This window comes from Paracoccus sp. Arc7-R13 (assembly GCF_004010775.1).
In the GTDB taxonomy this organism is placed as follows: Bacteria; Pseudomonadota; Alphaproteobacteria; order Rhodobacterales; family Rhodobacteraceae; genus Paracoccus; species Paracoccus marcusii.
On sequence record NZ_CP034810.1, the window covers coordinates 1,040,170 to 1,059,659 of the forward strand.

Sequence of the window (19,490 nt, forward strand, 5' to 3'; positions counted from 1 at the left end):
CCGTGCAGAACGCAACCATTCTGGGCGGCGTCGGTGGCCTGTCCCTGACGCCGGACGAGGCCGCGTTCTTTCGCGAGGCCGACCCCTGGGGCTTCATCCTGTTCGGACGCAATGTCGACGCGCCCGATCAGCTGCGCCGCCTGACCGCGCAGCTGCGCGAGGCCGTGGGCCGCGACTGCGTGATCACCATCGACCAGGAGGGCGGGCGTGTGCAGCGCATGCGCGCGCCCCATTGGACCGACTGGCCGGCGCCGCTGGACCAGGCGAGGGCGGGACCGCAGGCGATGTGGCTGTACTATCACCTGATCGGGCAGGAGCTGCGGGCCGTGGGCATTGATTCGAACTGCGCCCCCACGCTGGACGTGGCGCAGGACGGGACACATCCCTTCCTGCGCAACCGCTGCTTGGGCACCGACCCTGACCGCGTGGCCGAACTGGGCCGCGCGGCGGCGGACGGGTTGCTGGCCGCGGGCGTTCTGCCGGTGGTCAAGCACATGCCCGGCCATGGCCGCGCGCAGGTCGACAGCCATCACGGCCTGCCCGTGGTCGACGCGACCGAGGCCGAACTGGACGCGGTCGATTTCGCGCCGTTCCGGGCGCTGAACGATCTGCCGATGGGCATGACCGCGCATATCCGCTTTCCGGCGCTGGATGACGGGCCGGCCACGGCTTCGCGCCGGATGATCGGGCTGATCCGCGACCGGATCGGGTTCGACGGCCTGCTGATGACCGACGACATCACGATGAACGCGTTGTCGGGGACGCAGGCCGAACGCGCGGCCGCATCCATCGCGGCGGGCTGCGATCTGGTGCTGCATTGCAACGGCACGATCGACCAGATGGCGCCTGTGGTCGAGGCCGCCGGTCCGATGACGCGGGACGCCATGCGCCGCGCCGACGCCGCCCTGACCCGCAGACAGACTCCGGCACAGGCCGACATCGCCGCCCTGACCGATCAGTGGCGGGTGCTGAGCGCTTGACAGGCAGGCGCGGGGGCATGACCCTTTGCGCCCGTGCCAAGGAGGCTTTGTGGCCAGACAGGTTCCCTATCTTCAGCCCGTCGCCGATGCCGATGTCGCGCAGCGGCGCGCGGACGAGGCGCTGATCGTCGATGTCGACGGCTATGAGGGACCGCTGGACCTGCTGCTGACGCTGGCGCGCACGCAAAAGGTGGATCTGCTCAAGATTCGAGTGCTGGACCTGGCCGAACAGTACCTGGCCTTCGTTGAGAAGGCCCGCGCCCTGCGGATCGAACTTGCGGCCGACTATCTGGTCATGGCCGCCTGGCTGGCCTTCCTGAAATCCCGCCTGCTGCTGCCCCCCGACCCCGAGGCCGAAGGTCCCTCGGCCCAGGACATGGCCGCCCATCTGGCCTTCCAGCTGGAGCGTCTGGCCGCGATGCGGCAGGCGGCGGCGCAGCTGATGGGCCGCGACCGGCTTGGCCTGTCGCGTTTTGCCCGCGGCGCCCCCGAAACCGTCGCGCGCACCCGCCGCACCCAATGGCAGGCGGGGCTGATCGACCTGATGCGCGCCTATGCCCGGCTCAAGACGCGTGACGAGTTCCGCCCCTATGCGTTCGACCGGCATGACATCTTCACCATGGAACAGGCCCTGGACCGGTTGCGGCGGATGATCGGGTTCACCGGCCAGTGGACCGACCTGTCGGTGTTCCTACCCGACGGCTGGTCGGACGATCCAAAGCGACGGCGCAGCGCCACCGCCGCGACCTTTGCCGCCTCGCTGGAGCTTGCGCGCCAGGGCCGGCTGGAGATACGGCAGGCGCAGACCTTCGCGCCCATCCATTACCGGCAAAAGTCCCATGACGACCACAACTGACCCCACCTCTCCGGCGCTGGACGAACAGGCCCGCATGGTCGAGGCGATCCTGTTTGCCGCCGTGCAGCCTATGAGCCTGCGCGATGTGGCCGCGCGGATGCCGCAGGGCTGCGACCCGGCCGCGGCGGTGGCCCGGCTGCACGCCACCTATCAGGGGCGCGGCGTGGTCTTGGAACGCATCGGCGACGCCTATGCCTTTCGGACCGCGCCCGACCTGTCGTACCTGATGCAGACCGAGACGGTGGACACCCGCCGCCTGTCGCGCGCCGCCATCGAGACCTTGGCGATCATCGCCTATCATCAGCCGGTCACCCGGACCGAGATCGAGGAGGTGCGCGGCGTTGCCCTCAGCCGCGGCACGCTGGACCAGCTGATCGAAATGGAATGGGTGCGTGTCGGCCGCCGCCGCATGACGCCCGGCCGTCCCGCGACCTATATCGTGACCGAGGCGTTCCTGGACCATTTCGGCCTGGAATCTGCGCGCGATCTGCCCGGGCTTGCGGAACTGCGCGCGGCGGGGTTGCTGGAATCGCGCCCGCCCGCCGATGGTCTGGGCCTGCCCCTTGTCGGCGGGGATGCGGACCCCGATATCGACCCCGAAGAGTTGTTCGAGGACGAGTAAGCGATGAACGCCAACCAGCTGATCAGCATGTTCACCCGCCTTGTCGCGCGCCGTGCGATGACCTGGGGCATCAACAAGGGGCTGGGCACCCTGTCGCGTGGCAAGACCGGGTCCGGCAAGACGGGTTTCGGCAAGCCGGGGTTGGGCAAGTCGGGGTTGGGCAAGCGCCGCAGCGATGCGCAGATGCAGGACCTGGCGCGCAAGATGCGGACCCTGTCGCGGCTGACGCGTCGCTGAGGCTGGGCTTTGCCCGCGACGCGCGCTAGGGCTGCGCGATGGACAACACCTCTTTCAAGATCTTTCTGGTGGCCACCCCCGGCCTCGAGGCGCCGCTGGCGGCCGAGGCAAAGGCCCTTGGCTGGACCGGCGTGATCCAGCCCGGCGGCGTCGCCATCACGGGCGGCTGGACCGATGTCTGGCGCGCGAACCTGATGCTGCGAGGGGCCACGCGCGTGCTGGCCCGCATCGGCGGATTCCGCGCCATGCACCTGGCCCAGCTGGACAAGCGCGCCCGAAAGTTCCCTTGGGCGGACCTGCTGCCCCGCGACCTGCCCGTGCGGGTCGAGAGCATCTGCCGCGCCTCCCGGATCTATCATGCCGGCGCTGCGACTCAGCGCATCGAACGCGCCATCACCGAACAACTGGGCGCCCCCTTGGCCATGCCGGAGGATCGCGGCCCGTCGATCACCGTCAAGGCGCGGATCGAGGACGACCTGGTGACCTTCAGCCTGGATACGACCGGCGAATCGCTGCACAAGCGCGGCCATAAGGAGGCCGTCGCCAAGGCCCCCATGCGCGAGACCATGGCCGCGATGTTCCTGGCCGAGATGGGCTTTGACGGCAGCCAGCCGGTGCTGGACCCGATGTGCGGATCAGGCACATTCGTGCTGGAGGCTGCCGAGATCGCCCTGGGCCTGCTGCCCGGCCGCAGCCGCGGCTTCGCGTTCCAGCGATTTGCGAATTACGACGCAGCTGCATTCGCCACGATGAACGCTGCGCCCGCGCCGCGCGACCTGTCCCTCCGGTTCCTGGGTTTCGACCGTGATCCCGGCGCGATCCGCATGAGCGAGGCGAATGCCGCCCGTGCGGGCGTGTCCGCGGTGACGCGGTTCCAGGCCGGGCAGGTGACCGACCTGCAGCGCCCCGACGGCCCGCCGGGCATCGTGATCGTGAACCCGCCCTATGGCACCCGGATCGGCAACAAGGGTCCGCTGTTCGGCCTGCACGGCCAGATGGGCACGGTGTTCCGCGACCGGTTTCAGGGGTGGCGCATCGGCATCGTCACGTCCGAGGCCGGACTGGCCAAGGCCACCGCCCTGCCATGGAAGGCACCGGGTCCGATCGTGGCCCATGGCGGGCTGAAGGTCCGCCTGTGGCAGACCGGGCCGCTTTAGCGAAACTGCTTGGCCAGCTTCAGGCCCTGACCCTGATAGTTCGATCGGATCCCCTCGCCGTAAAGGCGCTGCGGGCGGGCGCCCATGCGTTCATAGACCAGGCGGCCGACAGTCTGGCCGTGTTCCAGCACGAAGGGCGCCTCGTGGCAGCGTACCTCGAGGACGCCGCGTGCCCCGTGCCCCTCATCCCCGATACCAAAGCCGGGATCGAAGAAGCCCGCGTAATGGACCCGGAATTCCCCCACCATCGCCAGATAGGGCGCCATCTCGGCCGCGTACTCGGCGGGGATCGCCACCGATTCGCGGCTGACCAGGATATAGAAGGCGCCGGGGTCCAGGATCAGGCGGCCCTCGGTCGTGCGCAGCTCGTCCCAGAACTCTGCCACGGGATAGGCGCCGATGCGGTCCAGATCGATCACCCCGCTATGCGGCCGGGCGCGATAGCCGACCAGATCGCCCTGCGCAGGACGCAGATCGACTGAGAAGCCCAGACCGTGATCGATCAGCACCGGCGCACCGCCCACTAGCGGCTGATCCGCATGCAGCGCGGTCAGATCGGCGTCCGACAGGACGGCCTGACCCCGGCGCAGGCGCAGCTGGTTCAGGCGCATGCCAGGCCGCACCAGCACCGAAAAGCTGCGCGGGCAGATCTCGGCGTAAAGCGGTCCGTCGTAACCCTCGGGCAGGCGGTCGAATTCGGTGCCGTCATCGGTCACCAACCGCGTCAGCAGGTCTAGCCGCCCGGTCGATGACTTGGCGTTGGCGACCGCCGACATGCCCGCGGGCATGGCGATCCGCTCCTGCAGCGGGATCAGGTAGACGCAGCCGCGTTCCAGCACGGCGCCGTCGGACAGGTCCATCTGGTGCATCTGGAAATCGGCCAACCGCTCTGCGATGCGCCGCCTGCGCCCGGCCAGAAAGCTGGCACGCAGGCGATAGGCGGTGCGGCCGAGCCGCAGGTCAAGGCTGGCGGGCTGGATCTGTTCGGACGTGACGGGGGCGTCGGCGCGGATGACGCCTTGGTCGATCAGATCGCGGATATCGCTGTCGGGCAGAACGCCATTCATGTCGCAAGCCCCTGATGCGGGTGGGGGATAAGGGAAACGCCCACCCTTGGAAAAGGATGGGCGTTTTCGGAATGGTCGGGCCGGAGAGATTCGAACTCTCGGCCTTCCGCCCCCCAGACGGACGCGCTAACCAGGCTGCGCCACGGCCCGACGCGCATGCTATAAAGCGATCCGGCAGGCCAGCACAAGGGCCTGGGCGCGGAAAACTTTGACAAATCGCATGCGGGGATCAGGACAGGCTCAACATGGCCTGCGCCAGCCGGATGACAACAGGCTTGGCCCGCGGCCAGCGTCGATCGGCGGGTGAAATCTGCTGCAGATGACGCGCCATATCGCTGAGGCGTGCCAGCCAGACGGGCGGTTGCGACGGAGGGCTGACAGGGGCGATGCGCGCGGGTGCGGGTGCGGGTGCGGGGGCAGGGGGTGCTGTGTCCCGCGGCGGAGAGAGCTGCTGTGCGCCCCGCCTGCGGACGGATTGTCCGCGGTCGGTCGCGATCTGGCGAATCGCTCCGCGAATCGTCAGCCCGTCGTCGCGCAGCAGGGCACAGATGCCCGCTGCCATCTCGACATCGGCGGGGCGATAGTAGCGTCTGCCGTCGGGGCGCTTCATCGGCTTCAGCGCCGAGAACTGGGTTTCCCAATAGCGCAGGACATGCGGCGCGACGCCGATCAGGGTCGCCACCTCTCCGATCGACCGGAATGCCTCTGCGCCTTTCGCCATGGGGTCGGGCCGGGGCTATCGCTTGTTTCCGGCTGCCACGCGATCCTTCATCAGGTGCGAGGGCCGGAAGGACAGCACGCGGCGGGGCGTGATGGGCACCTCCTCGCCGGTCTTGGGATTGCGGCCGATCCGCTCGTTCTTGTCGCGCACCGAAAAGGTGCCGAAGGACGAGATCTTGACCTGCTCTCCCTGCACCAGCGCGTCCGAGATGTGGTCCAGCACGCTTTCGACCAGCTGTGCCGATTCGTGACGGGACAGGCCGACGTCACGGAATACCGCTTCGGCCAAGTCCATCCGGGTCAAGGTCTTGTCGCCCATGATTGATCCTCTTGAATGCGGGAAGGATGGTTCGAATTCCCATGGCTGTCAACGAGGCCCGCGGGGAAATCGTTCCCCGCCCGATACTTGTCATGCGCTGGCACGCCCTTGGACAGGGTAGGGCGATTGATTCCGGCGCGATGCTTCCCATCTGTTGAGGACGCAGGATAGCGATGGAGGACAGGATGGCAGGTGGATGGGCCCGCGACGACGCGGTGAACGACCAGATCGATGTCAGCACGGCCGAGGCGATCGCCCGCGCCCGGCTGGCCGCGTCGCGCCGTCAGGTGGGCGACAGCGCACGGGTCTGCGCGGAATGCGATGAACCGATCCCCGAGGCGCGCCGCGCCGCGCAGCCCGGGGTGCAACTGTGCGTGGCCTGTCAGTCGGGCCATGATCGCGCAAAACGGCCCGCGGGCGGGATGAACCGCCGCGCCAGCAAGGATTCGTTGCTGAAATAGCCTACCAGCGCAGGACGACGGCGCCCCAGCTGAGACCGCCGCCGATCGCCTCGGTCACCAGAACCTGGCCCGGCGCGAACCGACCCTGGCCATCGGCGACGGACAGGGCCAGCGGGATCGACGCGGCCGAGGTGTTGCCGTGATCGGCCACGGTCAGCACGACCTTGTCCAGTGGCAACTGCATCTTCTGCGCGGTGGCGGTGATGATGCGCATGTTCGCCTGATGCGGGACCAGCCAGTCCACGTCGGCAGGCGTCAGCCCGGCACGGTCCAGCGCGGTATGCGCCGTCTTGGCCAGCTTTTCGACCGCGTGGCGGAAGACCAGGTTGCCCTGCATCCGCAGTTGGCCTGCCGTTCCGGTGGAGGACACGCCGCCATCGACATACAGAAGCTCGCGATAGGTGCCGTCGCTGTTCAGGTCGCTGGCCAGGATGCCCCGGTCATCGCTGGTGCCCGCACCGTCCTCAGCCTGCAGGACGACCGCGCCGGCGCCGTCGCCGAACAGCACGCAGGTGCCGCGGTCGGTCCAGTCCATGATCCGCGAGAAGGTCTCGGCCCCGATCACCAGGATGCGGTCAGCCTGGCCCGCGCGAATCATCGCGTCCGCATTGGCCAGCGCAAAGACGAAGCCCGCGCAGACGGCCTGCACGTCATAGGCAAAGCCGCGCTTCATCCCCAGACCGGCCTGGACCATGGTCGCGACGGCCGGAAACGTGAAGTCGGGGGTCGAGGTCGCCAGCACGACACCGTCGATGTCGTCTGCAGTCATGCCTGCGCGGTCCAGCGCGGCCTTGGCGGCGCGGATGGCCAGGTCGCTGGTGGTCTGGCCCTCGGCCGCGAAGTGGCGACGCTCGATCCCGGTGCGAGAGCGGATCCATTCGTCGGTGGTGTCCAGCTTGTCCTCGAACCAGCTATTCTCGACGATGCGTTCAGGCAGGTAATGCCCGGTGCCGCAGATGACCGAACGACGCGTCACGACGATGCTCCTGTATCGGTGGCGCTGGCGGATGCCGCGGCACCTTGGGCCACACGGGCGGCCAGGCGGTCCTGGAAGCCCGACTTGGCCAGGGTGAAGGCCAGCTTGATGGCCGCGGACACGCCGGTCGCATCGGCGGAGCCGTGCGATTTCACGACCGTGCCGTTCAGGCCCAGGAAGATGCCGCCGTTCACGCGGCGCGGGTCGATCCGCTTCTGCAGGCGCTTGAGCGAGCTCATGGCCAGGACGGCCGCAAATTTTGACATGATCGAATTCGAGAAGGCGTCCTTGAGGAAGTCGCCGACCAGCTTGGCGGTGCCTTCCCCGGTCTTCAAGGCGACATTGCCGGTGAATCCGTCGGTGACGATCACATCCACGCGGTCGGACGGCAGATCGCCACCCTCGACGAAGCCGACATAGGTATAGCTGCCGGCGGCGGCCTGCTCGATCATCTCGTGGGCCTGCTTCAGTTCGGCGCGGCCCTTGTGTTCCTCGGTGCCCACGTTCAGCAGGCCGACGCGCGGCATGGGCAGGCCCAGGCCGTTGCGCGCATAGGATGCCCCCATCAGGGCATATTGCAGCAGGTCATGCGCATCGGCGCGGATGTCCGCGCCCACGTCCAGCATGATGTTGAACCCTTGGGGGTTGCGCGACGGCCACAGGCAGGCGATGGCCGGCCGGTTCACGCCCGGCAGCTTGCGCAGGCGCAGCATCGACAGCGCCATCAGCGCGCCGGTATTCCCACAGGACACGGCGACCTGCGCCTCTCCGGCCTTGACCGATTCCAGCGTGGACCACATCGACGTGCCCTCGCTCTTGCGCAGGACCTGGCTGGGCTTGTCATGCATCGTCACCACGCCCGCGGCATGGCGGATGTCACAGCGACCCGCCAGCACCTTGCGGCGCGCGATCAGGCCCGCAAGCTCTGCCTCGTCGCCATGGACGATGAAGCGGATCTCGGGGTTCTTCTCGGCGCTTTCGGCCATGCCTGCGACGACGACGGCGGGGCCGCGGTCGCCACCCATGGCGTCAACCGATATCACCACGCTGCCCCCGGATTCGGGGACGCGCGGTGTCGGCGTGCTCGCGGAGGGGACGGACATCAGGACGGGCGCGCCGGAATCAGGCCGCGTCGTCGTCCAGGTCGATCTCGTTCGCCTTCGCGATCACTTCGCGGTCGGCGTAGTGGCCGCAGGACGGGCAGACGTGATGCGGGCGCTTCAGCTCGCCGCAGTTGGAGCATTCGTTCGGGTTGCCCGCGACCAGCGCATCATGCGCACGGCGCATGTTGCGCTTGGACCGGGTTACGCGATTCTGAGGGACAGCCATGTCACCACCTCGGTTGTCAGGGTGCGGCGCCAGAACGCGATCACACCAGATTTGAATTCGTAAATGAACCGCGCAGATACGCCATGACGACCGCGCCCGCAAGCCCCGAAGGCCAGGGGACGGCCGCAAACGCACCGCACATGGCCCCCCTTTGCCGCGAACGGGCCGCGATTGCGCCCCCCGGCGGCGGGTTTGGGCGCATTTCGCGCCCGCCTGTGGCCCGATGGCCACGCAGCCTGGGTCAGGATTCGCCGTCCTTGCCGCCCAGCAGCTTGTCCAACCCGGCAAAGGGTCGCCGTGTGTCGCCGGCGGCATCGTCGTCGGCTGCCGCGGCCTGCGGCAGGCTTGCCCCCTCGGCCCGCGGATAGGCGGGCAGGGCCAGCGACAGGGCCTCGACCATGATCGCGGTCAGGTCGATGAAGTTGCCAAGGGGTTCCAGCGTCTCGTCCGGCATCTCGATCTCGTCGCCCTCGGGGGCGGCCACATGCGGAGAGAACTGGATGCGGACCGGTTCCGAGATGTCGGTGCGCACGGGCTTCAGCGTGATGACGCAGGGTTGCGTCACCCGCGCGGCCAGCGTGGCCGTCAGCAGCCAGCTGTCGGTGCCATGCGCGCGCAGCGTGCCGCGAAAGTCCAGGCGCGTCAGCGCGTCCAGCCCCAGCTCGGCCGCCAGGGCCTCACGCACGCCTTCGTCGGGGCGCAGGTGAAAGGTCGTCGGCGTGTTCGGGTTCAGATGCGCGACGCGCAGCCGCTGCGGATGCGATTCGGGGGTGATCATGTCGGGCCTTTGTGGATGCGGCGCGGGGCGCGTGACCCCGAGGATTGATATTCTTGAGCAGGGTGGCCGAGTTTGCTAGGCAGGGCGGGCCGCGTCAACCGCCCCAAGGAGGGAACCCGCCCATGTCCGCCATCAGAAGCCTGATGACACTGGCGTTTCTGGCTGTCCTCGGGCTTGCCGCCTGTGCACCCATCGAACGGAACCACGGATACGTCCCCCCCGATCTGGAACTGGCGCAGGTCGTGCCGGGGCAGACCACGATGGAGGAACTGCCCGGTCTGATCGGTCGCCCGTCGGCCCAGGGCCTGCTGACGGGGTCCGGCTGGTACTATGTCGGATCGCGCTGGCGCCGCCTCGGCCCAGCCGCCCCGCGCGAGATCGACCGCAAGGTCGTCGCCATCTCGTTCGCGCCCACCGGCGTGGTCAGCAATGTCGAGACCTTTGGCCTGGAACGCGGCCGCGTGGTCAGCCTGTCGCGCCGCGTGACCGACGGCAGCGTGACCGACATCTCGTTCATCGGACAGCTTCTGGGCAACCTGGGCAACTTCCAGGCCGGCGATTTCGTCGACTGACGGCGCAGGCCGCGCGCGGTCGCCTAGACCGCGCCGGCCAGCTGTTCCGCCAAGCGGTGCAGGTCATCGCGGTGCCCGGTGCGCCCCGACGGCAGGTCCGGGTCCGACGTCATCGCGATGGACAGCGCCGGCTGGCGCCGCGTCGCGGGGAACACATAGACCATCTGCCCGCCATAGCCCCAGCCATAGCGCACGTCCCGCCCGGCCATCCGCCCCAGGAACCAGCCATAGCCGTATCCCTGGCCGCTGAAGATGCTGGAGGTGCGGCGCCGCCAGCTTTCGTCGATCCAGGCCGCGGGGACGACCTGTCGCCCGCCCGCCCGCCCGCCCCGCGCGTATGTCGCACCGAAGGCCAGCAGCGACCGGGTGCTCATCGCCATCTGGTTGCCGCCCAGATAGATGCCCTGCGGATCGCGGTCCCATCCGGTGATGCGAAATCCGGGAATGGGCGACAGCCAGTCGCTTGCGACGTCCAGCAGCGGGCGGCCGGTGACGCGGGTCAGGATCGCCGCGACCAGATGCGTGGATGCGGTCGAATACTGCATCCGCGTGCCGGGATCCTGGACGAAGGGCGCGGCCAGCGCGCTGCGCACCCAGTTCGGGCTGCTGACCCATCGGCCGTAATTCTGTCCCGACTGGCGTTCCAGCCCGGCCTGCATCGACAGCAGGTTGCCCAGGGTGACGCGCGCCAGCCGCGGGTCGGCCGATGCGGGCAGGTCGCTGCGCAGCAGCGGCGCGATGGGCTGATCCGCGCTCTCCAGCAGGCCGCGGCCGATGGCGATGCCCGCCAGCGCCGATACCACCGATTTCGACGCCGACTTGATGTTCGTCGGGCTGTCCGGCGTGAAGCCGTGATAGCCCTGGGCCGCCAGTTCCACCCCCTGTGCGCCGTCGTCCTGCCACAGGGCGATGGCGCGCAGGGGCGGCATCGATCCGGCCTGCGACAGCAGGGGGGCCAGGCTGGCGCGGGCGATGCGGGGGGCTGCCAGCAGGGGCAGGGCGGCGGCGGTCAGGATCAGGGCGCGTCTTTTCATGCGCACAATATGGGGCGGGGGGCCGGGCATGGGCAATCACGCTTGCGTGGGCACGGCGCGGGCTTTACCGCTTGGCCAGCCAATTCGGAAAGGCCCGACCATGAGCGCGCTGGATGATCTTGCCCCCGTCCCGTTCCACGACGCGGATGCGCCGCAGCGGGCGCGGATGCTGTCGCGGCTGGCGGATACCGAGCTGACCGTGGCCCTGCTGCGCGAGCCTGTCCATGACCAGGTCGAATTGCAGATCTTCGATCTGGACGGGGCGCGTGTCGCTCTGGCCTGCGACGCCGAGGATCGGCTGGCGGATTTCTTCGGCCATCCCGTGGCTTACGCGGCGCTGCCGGGGCGGGTGCTGGCGGGACTGCTGAATGCGGACGGAGCGGGGTTGCTGGTCAATCCCGGCCACCCGTCCGAGATGCTGCTGGACAGCGGCATGCTGGATTGGCTGACCGGTGCGCTGGATGCCGCCCCTCAGGAGGGCCAGGCCCGGCTGCGCCTGACCGCGCCCGACCCGCAGGTGGCGCAGGCCTTGGCCGATCCGCTGGCCGAACGGCTGGCCGACCTGCGCGGACTGGTCGCAGGCGCGGCGCTGGTCGGCGCGTCGGGGGACGGTGCCGGGCATCTCTTGGTCATCACCGGCGCGCCCGTCGACCGCCAGCCGGCCATCGCCAAGGCCCTGGCCGAGGCGCTGGCGTTCCTTCCCGCCCAGCCCGGCGGCGTCGACATCAGCTTTTCGGACGCGCCGCCCCCGGCCGGTGCGCTGCTGTTCGACCTGACGCCCCCCGCGCCCGAGGAACCCGCACCGCGCCCGAAAGGCCCCCCGATCCTGCGCTGACCGGGCAAGTGCGGTTGCGTTGGGGGGTTCAACCTGCGATTAAACCGCATGCAGATGCGTCACAAAGCCCTTTCCGTCCATCTTTTGACCGCCACCGGAGCCGTTCTGGCCATGCTGGCCATGCTGGCCGCCGTGCAGGCGGACTGGGCGCTGATGTTCCTGTGGCTGGTGGTGGCCTTCGTCGTCGACGGCATCGACGGCCCGCTGGCGCGACGTTACGACGTCAAGAAGAACTGGCCCGCCTATGACGGCGTGCTGATGGACCTGATCATCGACTATCTGACCTACGTGTTCATCCCGGCCTTTGCGCTGTTCCAGTCGGGGCTGCTGTCGGGCTGGACGGGCTGGTTCGCGATCATCGTGATCGTGTTCACCAGCGTCGTCTATTTCGCGGACACGCGGATGAAGACGCGGGACAATTCCTTCGCGGGCTTTCCCGGCTGCTGGAACATGGTCATCCTGGTCCTGTTCGCGGTCAAGCCGCACTGGACCATCATCCTGCTGATCGTCACGGCGTTGAGCGCCGCGATGTTCACCAACATCAAGTTCATTCACCCCGTCCGGACCAAGCGCTGGCAGGCGATCTCGTTGCCGGTGGCGCTGGCTTGGGTGCTGTTCGCGGGCTGGGCCGCGGTGGTCGACTTCCACCCGGAAAGCTGGGCGAACTGGGGTCTTGTCCTGACCTCGGCATGGCTGCTGGTGGCCGGTGGCGCGCAGCAGATGATCCCGGTACGTCGCCGCCGCCGCCCTTAGGCCGCGCGCAGCCGTCCGGTCAGCCGCCGCAGCAGCGCACGCAGGGTTCCGCCGTGGCGCGTGGCGTTCAATGCGCCGATCTGATGGGGCAGCAGGAACAGCCCCGCGGTGGGCCGCGGCGCACGGCCCGCTATCGCCCGGCCGGCGTCGTCAAGATACAGTCCGTAATAGGCAAGCATGGGGGTGGTCCTTTCGCAGATCCTGACCCCTATGTTGGCGCTATCAGCCCGGCAGGCAACCGCCTGCCTGGTCAATGCTGCGTTGCAGCATCCGCATGGCGGGTCGAGCGCAGGTCGAACAGCCCGAAGGCCGCGACGACCAGGAAGCACAGTCCCGGCACCACATAGGACAGCGCCGCGCCGTGGGAATCCATGACCGCGCCATGGATCAGCGGCACGGTCGCACCGCCCAGGATCGCCATGACCAGGCCCGCCGCGCCGAACTTGGTGTCGTCGCCCAGGCCGTGCAGGGCGATGCCGTAGATGGTGGGAAACATCAGCGACAGGCAAGCCGATACGGCGACCACCGCCCAGACACCCGCCAGCCCCGGCCCGGTGGCCGCGAACAGGCACAGGCCCGTCCCCGCCACGGCCATCACCGTCAGCAGCGCCGCGGGGCGGATCACGCCCATCACGCCGACCATCACGAAACGGGCGATCAGGAACACGATCAGGCTGGCCTGCAGGTACCATCCGGCCTGCGCCTCGGTCCCGCCGATGGCGGAGATCACGTACTGGATGGTGAAGGTCCAGACGCAGGTCTGGGCAGCCACGTTGAAGAACTGGGCCACCACCCCGAACACGTAATGCCGGTTCGACAGCAGCCGCCGCAGCGTCGGTGCGAACTGAACGCGGGCGGCGTCGGGGGCGATGGATTCGCGGTCGGTCGGGATGCGCAGGAAGGCGATGGCGATCCAGATGACCAGCAGCACGAAGGCCAGCCCGACATAGGGCGTCATGACCGCGGACAGTTCGGCGCGCTGGATCTGCTCCAGCGTCGCGGCGGGCATGGCGGCGCGTTCGGCGTCGGTTGCCGGGTTCAGACGCGGCAGGATCAGCGTCGCGGCCAGGAACACGCCGATGTTCGTGCCGACCGGATTGAAGGCCTGGGCCAGGTTCAGGCGGCGCGTGGCATTGCCCTCGGGGCCCATCGCGATGACGAAGGGGTTGGCCGAGGTCTCTAGGATCGACAGCCCCCCCGCAAGCAGGAACAGCGCGGCCAGGAAGTACCCGAAGGTCATGGCCTGCGCCGCCGGATAGAACAGGAAGGCGCCCGCCACCGCGCAGCCCAGGCCCGTCAGGATGCCGGTCTTGTAGGAGAAGCGCCGGTTGATGAAGGCCGCGGGCAGGGCCAGCAGGAAATAGGCCCCGTAATAGGCGAACTGGACGAAGGACGCCTGCAGCGTCGACATCGAGAAGATGCGCGAGAAGACCTGGACCAGCGGGTCGGTCATGTTCGCCGCGATCCCCCAGGCCGCGAAGCAGGTCACCAGCAGCGCGAAGGGCAACCGCATTCCGGGATGGACGAAGGGGGGCTTTGGCATCGGGGTTCTCCTGCGCGGACCGGCGCCGTTTGGCACAGATCGTCCGCGCGGACCACCGCGAATGAAAAGGGGGGCGGTTCCCCGCCCCCTGGTCGCGTCGCTGTCGCGGGCGTTATTCGTACTTGCGGATGTCGCCGGATTTCAGGCGGCCCAGATAGCGGTTCATCTCGGCCTTGACGACGGGCATCAGCAGGTACAGCGCGATGATGTTGGGGATCGCCATCGCAAAGATCATCGCGTCCGAGAAGTCGATGACCGGGCCCAGGCTGGCCGAGGCGCCGATGACCACGAACAGGCAGAAGATGATCTTGAAGATCAGCTCCTTGGTCTGGCCCTCCCCGAAGAGGAAGGTCCAGGCCTTCAGCCCGTAATAGCTCCACGAGATCATGGTCGAGAAGGCGAACAGCACCACCGCCAGCACCAGCACATAGCGGAACCAGCCGAACGCGCTGCTGAAGGCATCCGACGTCAGGGCAACGCCCGTGTTGCCGGTCACGGTGCGGATCTGGTCGCCCGCCTCGTTCAGGACGAACATGCCGGTCGTGGGGTCGGCGATCAGCTGCCCGGTGATGATGATCACCAGCGCGGTCATGGTGCAGATGACGACGGTGTCGATGAACGGCTCCAGCAGCGACACGAAGCCCTCGGTCACCGGCTCCTTGGTACGCACGGCGCTGTGGGCGATCGCGGCGGAACCGATGCCGGCCTCGTTCGAGAAGGCGGCCCGGCGGAAGCCTTGGATCAGGGCCCCGATGGCCCCGCCCACGACGCCGTCATTGGTGAAGGCGCCCGCGAAGATCTGATAGAACGCCTGGCCGATCATGTCATAGTTCATGACGATGATGATCAGCGCCGTCCCGACGTAGAGCGCGGCCATGAAGGGCACGATCTTCTCGGTCACGCTGGCGATGGATTTCAGGCCGCCGACGATGACCAGGAACACGATGATCGCCATCACCACGCCGGTGATCCAGCCGGGATAGTCGCCCACCACGTTGATCAGCTGAGCATGGGCCTGGTTGGCCTGGAACATGTTCCCGCCGCCAAAGCTGCCCAGGATGCAGAAGATCGCGAACAGCACGGCCAGGATGCGCCCGCCCGGCAGGCCGCGTTCGGCGAATCCCTTGACCATGTAGTACATCGGGCCGCCCGACACGGTCCCGTCCGCATATTCATTGCGGTATTTGACGCCAAGCGTGCATTCGGTGAACTTGGCCGCCATGCCCAGAAGACCCGCCAGGATCATCCAGAACGTGGCGCCCGGCCCGCCGATGCTGACGGCCACCGCGACGCCCGCGATGTTGCCCAGGCCCACGGTGCCCGACAGGGCGGTGGTCAGCGCCTGGAAGTGGCTGACCTCTCCGGCGTCGTTCGGATCCGAATAGTCGCCCCGGACCAGGGCTATGGCATGGCCGAAGGCGCGCAGCTGGATCACGCCGAAATAGATGGTGAAGGTCGTGGCCGCGATCACCAGCCAGGCGACGATCCAGGGAAAGCTGGTGCCGGGAAAGTTGGAAAAGATCAGGCTGACGAACCAGCCCGTGGAATTGGCAAAGACCTGGTTCACGGTCTCGTCGATGCCCTGGGCCGCGGCGGGGCCTGCGGCCAGTGCCGCGAGGGCCGCGGCTGTCATGCGTGTTCTCATTGCTCTTGTCCCTGTTGGTTGGCCGGTCAAGGCACGATGACCACGGGCACCGGCGCGACCTGCGCCAGCGTCGCCGCGACCGATCCGAAGATGCGCGAGGCAAAGCCCGAATCGCCCATCCGGCCTATGAAGATCATCGCCGCGCCCTCATCCTTGGCGATGCGGCACAGCGTTTCGGCGATGTGGCCGTATCGCAGCGTGGTCGCGCAGGGGATGCCCGCGTCCTCGACCCGCTTGACCATGGGGGTCAGGATGGCGGCTTCGGCGCGCTGCAGCTCCTCCTTGCGGCGGCGGTGTCGTTCCTCGACCTCGCTTGGCGTCAGGAAGCTGTAGGGCGACCATTCCAGAACATGCGCGATCAGGATGTGGTCGCCCTGCGCCTGCGCGCGCGAGATGGCAAAGTCCAAGGCGCGGATCGAGGCATCGCTGCCGTCGAAACCGACGACGATCTTGCGTGACATTCGTTGCCCTCATCTGTTGGTTGTCGTTTTTCGTTGTCGTGATCAAAGGATAGGCAGGCTTGCCGGGCGGGGCCAGACATAAATGTGTCGCTACAATGGCAAAGGTCGGAACTGCCTTGCGGACGGGCGGTGTCGATCAGGGGTTTTCAAGATGCGCGCGGGGGGGCATATTCGCGGCCATGACCCGGATGCGCCACATCGCCACCGCCCGCACCGCGCCCCACGGCGCGCGTCTGGCCGTGCAGCTTCGCGGTCTGCTGCTTCTTACGCTGCGCTGAGCGGGTCTTCCGGGCCGCCGCTCAGACAGGTCAGCGCCCGGGAAACCCCACAGGACCACGTAAGAAGGACCAAGCCAATGACCGAACAGAACCGCGTCGTGATCTTTGACACCACGCTGCGCGACGGCGAACAGTCGCCCGGCGCCACCATGTCCCATGCCGAAAAGATGGAAATCGCCGCCATGCTGGACGAGATGGGCGTGGACGTGATCGAGGCCGGATTTCCCATCGCCTCGGAAGGCGACTTTGCCGCCGTGTCCGAGATCGCGAAACAGTCGAAAAACAGCGTGATCTGCGGTCTGGCCCGCGCCCAGCTGCCCGATATCGACCGCTGCTGGGAGGCCGTGAAGCATGCCCGGCAGCCGCGCATCCACACCTTCATCGGCACCTCGCCGCTGCACCGGGCGATCCCGAACCTGGACATGGACCAGATGGCAGACCGCATCCACCAGACGGTGACCCATGCGCGCAACCTGTGCGACAACGTGCAATGGTCGCCCATGGACGCCACCCGGACCGAGCATGATTATCTGTGCCGGGTGGTGGAAATCGCCATCAAGGCCGGCGCCACCACGATCAACATCCCCGACACGGTGGGCTATACCGCGCCGCGCGAAAGCGCCGCCCTGATCGCAATGCTGCTGGAGCGCGTGCCCGGCGCGGACCAGATCATCTTTGCCACGCATTGCCACAACGACCTGGGCATGGCGACCGCCAACGCCCTGGCCGCGGTCGAGGCCGGTGCCCGCCAGATCGAATGCACGATCAACGGTCTTGGCGAACGCGCCGGCAACACCGCGCTGGAGGAGGTGGTGATGGCGATGCGGGTCCGCAACGACATCATGCCGTTCCGCACGGGCATCGACACGACCAAGATCATGGGCATCTCGCGTCGCGTGGCGGCCGTGTCGGGCTTTCCGGTGCAGTTCAACAAGGCCATCGTCGGCAAGAACGCCTTCCTGCACGAATCCGGCATCCATCAGGACGGCGTGCTGAAGAACGTCGAGACCTTCGAGATCATGCGCCCTGCCGATATCGGCCTGACCGAGAACAACATCGCCATGGGCAAGCATTCGGGCCGCGCCGCGCTGCGCGCCAAGCTGGCCGATCTGGGATACGAGGTCGGGGACAACCAGCTGAAGGACATTTTCGTGCGGTTCAAGGCCTTGGCCGACCGCAAGAAGGAGGTCTATGACGACGACATCGTGGCCCTTGTCCTGGACGCCGCCGCCAACACGGCCGAGGATCACCTGCAGGTCAAGCACCTGCGCGTCGTCTGCGGCAGCGACGGCCAGTCCGCAGCCCTGACCATGATCGTGGACGGGGTCGAGAAGAGGGCCGAGACGACCGGCGACGGTCCGGTCGATGCATGCTTCAATGCGGTGCGGGAAATCTTTCCGCACGACGCGCGGCTGCAGCTGTACCAGGTCCATGCCGTGACCGAGGGCACCGATGCGCAGGCCACCGTCAGCGTCCGCATGGAGGAGGAGGGCCGCATCGTCACCGGCCAGGCCGCCGATACGGACACGATCCTGGCCTCGGTCAAGGCCTATGTGGGGGCGCTGAACCGGCTGATTCTGCGCCGCGCGATGACCGGTCGCGACACTGACGCCAAGCAGATCAGCATGTATTCGCACTGAGGCGCGGGGGGCATCGTGTCCCCCCGGCACCACCCCCGCGAGAAATGCCGCTGTCGGCCCAATGCGCGCATCGGGGCTTTTCCGGTGCGGCGCGCGGCTCTATACGGGGCCACGTCCGTCAGGGCGATCACGCACCATCAAAACAGGGCAGGCCGGGCCAACCGGCGGGAAAAGGATACGGGCATGGCATTCGGCGGTTTGTTTTCGACCGACATCGCAATCGACCTGGGGACGGCGAACACGCTGATCTATGTCAAGGGCAAGGGCATCATCCTGAACGAGCCCTCGGTCGTGGCCTATCACGTCAAGGACGGCAAGCGCGTCGTCCTGGCGGTCGGAGAGGACGCCAAGCTGATGCTGGGCCGCACGCCGGGAAGTATCGAGGCCATCCGCCCGATGCGCGAGGGCGTCATCGCTGATTTCGACAGCGCCGAGCAGATGATCAAGCATTTCATCAAGAAGGTGTTCAAGCGCACGACCTTCTCCAAACCCAAGATCATCGTCTGCGTCCCGCACGGCGCGACCCCGGTCGAGAAACGCGCCATCCGCCAGTCGGTCCTGTCCGCGGGCGCGCGCAAGGCGGGCCTGATCGCCGAACCGATCGCGGCGGCCATCGGCGCGGGCATGCCCATCACCGAACCCACCGGCAGCATGGTCGTGGACATCGGCGGCGGCACGACCGAGGTCGCGGTCCTGTCCCTGGGCGACGTGGTCTATGCGCGCTCGGTGCGCATCGGCGGCGACCGCATGGACGAGGCGATCATCAACTATCTGCGCCGCAACCAGAACATGCTAATCGGGGAATCGACCGCCGAACGCATCAAGACCAGCATCGGCACCGCCCGCATGCCCGATGACGGGCGCGGCGCGACCCTGATGGTGCGCGGCCGCGACCTGCTGAACGGCATCCCCAAGGAGATCGAGATCAGCCAGGCCATGGTCGCCGAGGCGCTGTCCGAGCCCGTCCAGGCCATCTGCGAGGCCGTGATGGTCGCGCTGGAGGCGACGCCCCCGGATCTGGCCGCCGACATCGTCGATCGCGGCGTGATGCTGACCGGCGGCGGCGCCATGCTGGGTGAGCTGGACCTGGCGCTGCGCGAGCAGACCGGCCTGTCGATCAGCCTGGCCGACCAGCCGATGAGCTGCGTGGCCCTGGGCACCGGCAAGGCGCTGGAGTTCGAAAAGCAGCTGCGTCACGTCATCGACTACGACAGCTGATCGCGCAGG

The 19,490-nt window shown here is 67.8% G+C and carries 23 protein-coding genes and 1 tRNA gene; 11 read left to right on the forward strand and 13 right to left on the reverse strand.

Features of this window, described 5'->3' with window-relative positions; translation table 11 throughout:
* Nucleotides 1-2: 2 nt before the first annotated feature.
* Genes EOJ32_RS05155 through EOJ32_RS05175 form a run of 5 tightly spaced genes read left to right on the forward strand, consistent with a single transcriptional unit; the run spans nt 3 to nt 3,852 of the window.
* Nucleotides 3-980 (forward strand): glycoside hydrolase family 3 N-terminal domain-containing protein, encoded by a 978-nt coding sequence (locus EOJ32_RS05155; protein ID WP_127897909.1) that lies wholly within the window; start codon nt 3-5, stop codon nt 978-980.
* A gap of 49 nt (nt 981-1,029) precedes the next feature.
* Nucleotides 1,030-1,836: a ScpA family protein gene (locus tag EOJ32_RS05160; protein WP_127897910.1), complete on the forward strand. Its 807-nt coding sequence runs from the start codon at nt 1,030-1,032 to the stop codon at nt 1,834-1,836.
* Complete coding sequence (gene scpB, locus EOJ32_RS05165; protein ID WP_127897911.1) at nt 1,820-2,458, forward strand: SMC-Scp complex subunit ScpB; 639 nt, start codon at nt 1,820-1,822, stop codon at nt 2,456-2,458. The genes EOJ32_RS05160 and scpB overlap by 17 nt, the downstream gene beginning before the upstream one ends.
* A 3-nt stretch (nt 2,459-2,461) precedes the next feature.
* Entirely contained in the window at nt 2,462-2,695 is a 234-nt protein-coding gene (locus EOJ32_RS05170; protein ID WP_127897912.1) for a hypothetical protein, read from the forward strand.
* 38 nt (nt 2,696-2,733) lie between these two features.
* Nucleotides 2,734-3,852: a class I SAM-dependent RNA methyltransferase gene (locus EOJ32_RS05175; protein WP_127897913.1), complete on the forward strand. Its 1,119-nt coding sequence runs from the start codon at nt 2,734-2,736 to the stop codon at nt 3,850-3,852.
* Here EOJ32_RS05175 and EOJ32_RS05180 read toward each other — a convergent pair.
* The 4 genes from EOJ32_RS05180 to ihfA all read right to left on the reverse strand — a co-directional run bounded on the left by EOJ32_RS05180 (nt 3,849) and on the right by ihfA (nt 5,958).
* A complete protein-coding gene (locus EOJ32_RS05180; RefSeq protein ID WP_127897914.1) occupies nt 3,849-4,919 on the reverse strand; it encodes a 2'-deoxycytidine 5'-triphosphate deaminase in 1,071 nt (356 codons plus the stop codon). The genes EOJ32_RS05175 and EOJ32_RS05180 overlap by 4 nt on opposite strands.
* Nucleotides 4,920-4,991: 72 nt before the next feature.
* Nucleotides 4,992-5,069, reverse strand: a tRNA-Pro gene (locus tag EOJ32_RS05185).
* A gap of 79 nt (nt 5,070-5,148) precedes the next feature.
* Nucleotides 5,149-5,640 (reverse strand): MerR family transcriptional regulator, encoded by a 492-nt coding sequence (locus EOJ32_RS05190; protein WP_127897915.1) that lies wholly within the window; start codon nt 5,638-5,640, stop codon nt 5,149-5,151.
* A gap of 15 nt (nt 5,641-5,655) precedes the next feature.
* Nucleotides 5,656-5,958 carry an integration host factor subunit alpha gene (gene ihfA, locus EOJ32_RS05195; RefSeq protein ID WP_042251331.1) on the reverse strand — a complete coding sequence of 101 codons (303 nt, stop codon included), beginning with the start codon at nt 5,956-5,958 and terminating at the stop codon, nt 5,656-5,658.
* Nucleotides 5,959-6,143: 185 nt separating this feature from the next.
* Here ihfA and EOJ32_RS05200 point away from each other — a divergent pair, with 185 nt between their 5' ends.
* The gene (locus EOJ32_RS05200; protein WP_127897916.1) at nt 6,144-6,419 is read left to right on the forward strand and encodes a DksA/TraR family C4-type zinc finger protein; all 276 of its coding nucleotides are present in this window, start codon (nt 6,144-6,146) and stop codon (nt 6,417-6,419) included.
* Nucleotide 6,420: 1 nt separating this feature from the next.
* On the opposite strand, the gene EOJ32_RS05205 is transcribed toward EOJ32_RS05200, so the two are convergent.
* The 4 genes from EOJ32_RS05205 to EOJ32_RS05220 all read right to left on the reverse strand — a co-directional run bounded on the left by EOJ32_RS05205 (nt 6,421) and on the right by EOJ32_RS05220 (nt 9,502).
* Nucleotides 6,421-7,395, reverse strand: a complete 975-nt coding sequence (locus EOJ32_RS05205) for a beta-ketoacyl-ACP synthase III (protein ID WP_045982723.1) — start codon at nt 7,393-7,395, stop codon at nt 6,421-6,423.
* Entirely contained in the window at nt 7,392-8,498 is a 1,107-nt protein-coding gene (gene plsX / locus EOJ32_RS05210) for a phosphate acyltransferase PlsX (RefSeq protein WP_127897917.1), read from the reverse strand. Before plsX ends, EOJ32_RS05205 begins: the two co-directional genes overlap by 4 nt.
* Before the next feature lie 19 nt (nt 8,499-8,517).
* Nucleotides 8,518-8,724 (reverse strand): 50S ribosomal protein L32, encoded by a 207-nt coding sequence (gene rpmF, locus EOJ32_RS05215; protein WP_042251337.1) that lies wholly within the window; start codon nt 8,722-8,724, stop codon nt 8,518-8,520.
* A 241-nt stretch (nt 8,725-8,965) separates the two neighbouring features.
* Entirely contained in the window at nt 8,966-9,502 is a 537-nt protein-coding gene (locus tag EOJ32_RS05220; protein WP_127897918.1) for a DUF177 domain-containing protein, read from the reverse strand.
* Nucleotides 9,503-9,624: 122 nt separating this feature from the next.
* Here EOJ32_RS05220 and EOJ32_RS05225 point away from each other — a divergent pair, with 122 nt between their 5' ends.
* A complete protein-coding gene (locus tag EOJ32_RS05225) occupies nt 9,625-10,074 on the forward strand; it encodes an outer membrane protein assembly factor BamE (RefSeq protein ID WP_045982726.1) in 450 nt (149 codons plus the stop codon).
* A gap of 23 nt (nt 10,075-10,097) precedes the next feature.
* Here EOJ32_RS05225 and EOJ32_RS05230 read toward each other — a convergent pair whose 3' ends face one another.
* On the reverse strand, nt 10,098-11,108 hold the full coding sequence (locus EOJ32_RS05230) for a serine hydrolase (RefSeq protein ID WP_127897919.1): 1,011 nt from the start codon (nt 11,106-11,108) through the stop codon (nt 10,098-10,100).
* A 100-nt stretch (nt 11,109-11,208) separates the two neighbouring features.
* Between EOJ32_RS05230 and EOJ32_RS05235 the strand changes: the two genes are divergently transcribed.
* Nucleotides 11,209-11,943, forward strand: coding sequence for an SseB family protein (locus EOJ32_RS05235; RefSeq protein ID WP_046000067.1), 735 nt, complete (start codon nt 11,209-11,211; stop codon nt 11,941-11,943).
* 48 nt (nt 11,944-11,991) lie between these two features.
* Nucleotides 11,992-12,696, forward strand: a complete 705-nt coding sequence (locus EOJ32_RS05240) for a phosphatidylcholine/phosphatidylserine synthase (RefSeq protein WP_045982728.1) — start codon at nt 11,992-11,994, stop codon at nt 12,694-12,696.
* Here EOJ32_RS05240 and EOJ32_RS05245 read toward each other — a convergent pair.
* From EOJ32_RS05245 to EOJ32_RS05260, 4 genes are all read right to left on the reverse strand, one after another.
* Nucleotides 12,693-12,875 carry a hypothetical protein gene (locus EOJ32_RS05245; protein ID WP_127897920.1) on the reverse strand — a complete coding sequence of 61 codons (183 nt, stop codon included), beginning with the start codon at nt 12,873-12,875 and terminating at the stop codon, nt 12,693-12,695. The two genes, EOJ32_RS05240 and EOJ32_RS05245, sit on opposite strands and share 4 nt — an antisense overlap.
* Before the next feature lie 71 nt (nt 12,876-12,946).
* Entirely contained in the window at nt 12,947-14,239 is a 1,293-nt protein-coding gene (fucP, locus tag EOJ32_RS05250; RefSeq protein WP_127897921.1) for an L-fucose:H+ symporter permease, read from the reverse strand.
* A gap of 112 nt (nt 14,240-14,351) precedes the next feature.
* Nucleotides 14,352-15,884: a sodium:alanine symporter family protein gene (locus EOJ32_RS05255; protein ID WP_127897922.1), complete on the reverse strand. Its 1,533-nt coding sequence runs from the start codon at nt 15,882-15,884 to the stop codon at nt 14,352-14,354.
* Nucleotides 15,885-15,910: 26 nt separating this feature from the next.
* The gene (locus EOJ32_RS05260; RefSeq protein ID WP_045982732.1) at nt 15,911-16,345 is read right to left on the reverse strand and encodes a universal stress protein; all 435 of its coding nucleotides are present in this window, start codon (nt 16,343-16,345) and stop codon (nt 15,911-15,913) included.
* Between the two features lie 355 nt (nt 16,346-16,700).
* Between EOJ32_RS05260 and EOJ32_RS05265 the strand changes: the two genes are divergently transcribed.
* On the forward strand, nt 16,701-18,263 hold the full coding sequence (locus EOJ32_RS05265) for a 2-isopropylmalate synthase (protein ID WP_127897923.1): 1,563 nt from the start codon (nt 16,701-16,703) through the stop codon (nt 18,261-18,263).
* Between the two features lie 183 nt (nt 18,264-18,446).
* Nucleotides 18,447-19,481 carry a rod shape-determining protein gene (locus EOJ32_RS05270; protein ID WP_045982734.1) on the forward strand — a complete coding sequence of 345 codons (1,035 nt, stop codon included), beginning with the start codon at nt 18,447-18,449 and terminating at the stop codon, nt 19,479-19,481.
* Nucleotides 19,482-19,490 lie beyond the last annotated feature (9 nt).

Coding starts and splice junctions, on each gene's coding strand:
- scpB (WP_127897911.1), top strand. CDS start 1,820: ATGACGACCACAACTGACCCCACCTCTCCGGCGCTGGACGAACAGGCC.
- EOJ32_RS05170 (WP_127897912.1), top strand. CDS start 2,462: ATGAACGCCAACCAGCTGATCAGCATGTTCACCCGCCTTGTCGCGCGC.
- EOJ32_RS05175 (WP_127897913.1), top strand. CDS start 2,734: ATGGACAACACCTCTTTCAAGATCTTTCTGGTGGCCACCCCCGGCCTC.
- EOJ32_RS05180 (WP_127897914.1), bottom strand. CDS start 4,919: ATGAATGGCGTTCTGCCCGACAGCGATATCCGCGATCTGATCGACCAA.
- EOJ32_RS05190 (WP_127897915.1), bottom strand. CDS start 5,640: ATGGCGAAAGGCGCAGAGGCATTCCGGTCGATCGGAGAGGTGGCGACC.
- ihfA (WP_042251331.1), bottom strand. CDS start 5,958: ATGGGCGACAAGACCTTGACCCGGATGGACTTGGCCGAAGCGGTATTC.
- EOJ32_RS05200 (WP_127897916.1), top strand. CDS start 6,144: ATGGCAGGTGGATGGGCCCGCGACGACGCGGTGAACGACCAGATCGAT.
- plsX (WP_127897917.1), bottom strand. CDS start 8,498: ATGTCCGTCCCCTCCGCGAGCACGCCGACACCGCGCGTCCCCGAATCC.
- rpmF (WP_042251337.1), bottom strand. CDS start 8,724: ATGGCTGTCCCTCAGAATCGCGTAACCCGGTCCAAGCGCAACATGCGC.
- EOJ32_RS05220 (WP_127897918.1), bottom strand. CDS start 9,502: ATGATCACCCCCGAATCGCATCCGCAGCGGCTGCGCGTCGCGCATCTG.
- EOJ32_RS05225 (WP_045982726.1), top strand. CDS start 9,625: ATGTCCGCCATCAGAAGCCTGATGACACTGGCGTTTCTGGCTGTCCTC.
- EOJ32_RS05230 (WP_127897919.1), bottom strand. CDS start 11,108: ATGAAAAGACGCGCCCTGATCCTGACCGCCGCCGCCCTGCCCCTGCTG.
- EOJ32_RS05235 (WP_046000067.1), top strand. CDS start 11,209: ATGAGCGCGCTGGATGATCTTGCCCCCGTCCCGTTCCACGACGCGGAT.
- EOJ32_RS05240 (WP_045982728.1), top strand. CDS start 11,992: ATGCAGATGCGTCACAAAGCCCTTTCCGTCCATCTTTTGACCGCCACC.
- EOJ32_RS05245 (WP_127897920.1), bottom strand. CDS start 12,875: ATGCTTGCCTATTACGGACTGTATCTTGACGACGCCGGCCGGGCGATA.
- fucP (WP_127897921.1), bottom strand. CDS start 14,239: ATGCCAAAGCCCCCCTTCGTCCATCCCGGAATGCGGTTGCCCTTCGCG.
- EOJ32_RS05255 (WP_127897922.1), bottom strand. CDS start 15,884: ATGAGAACACGCATGACAGCCGCGGCCCTCGCGGCACTGGCCGCAGGC.
- EOJ32_RS05260 (WP_045982732.1), bottom strand. CDS start 16,345: ATGTCACGCAAGATCGTCGTCGGTTTCGACGGCAGCGATGCCTCGATC.
- EOJ32_RS05265 (WP_127897923.1), top strand. CDS start 16,701: ATGACCGAACAGAACCGCGTCGTGATCTTTGACACCACGCTGCGCGAC.
- EOJ32_RS05270 (WP_045982734.1), top strand. CDS start 18,447: ATGGCATTCGGCGGTTTGTTTTCGACCGACATCGCAATCGACCTGGGG.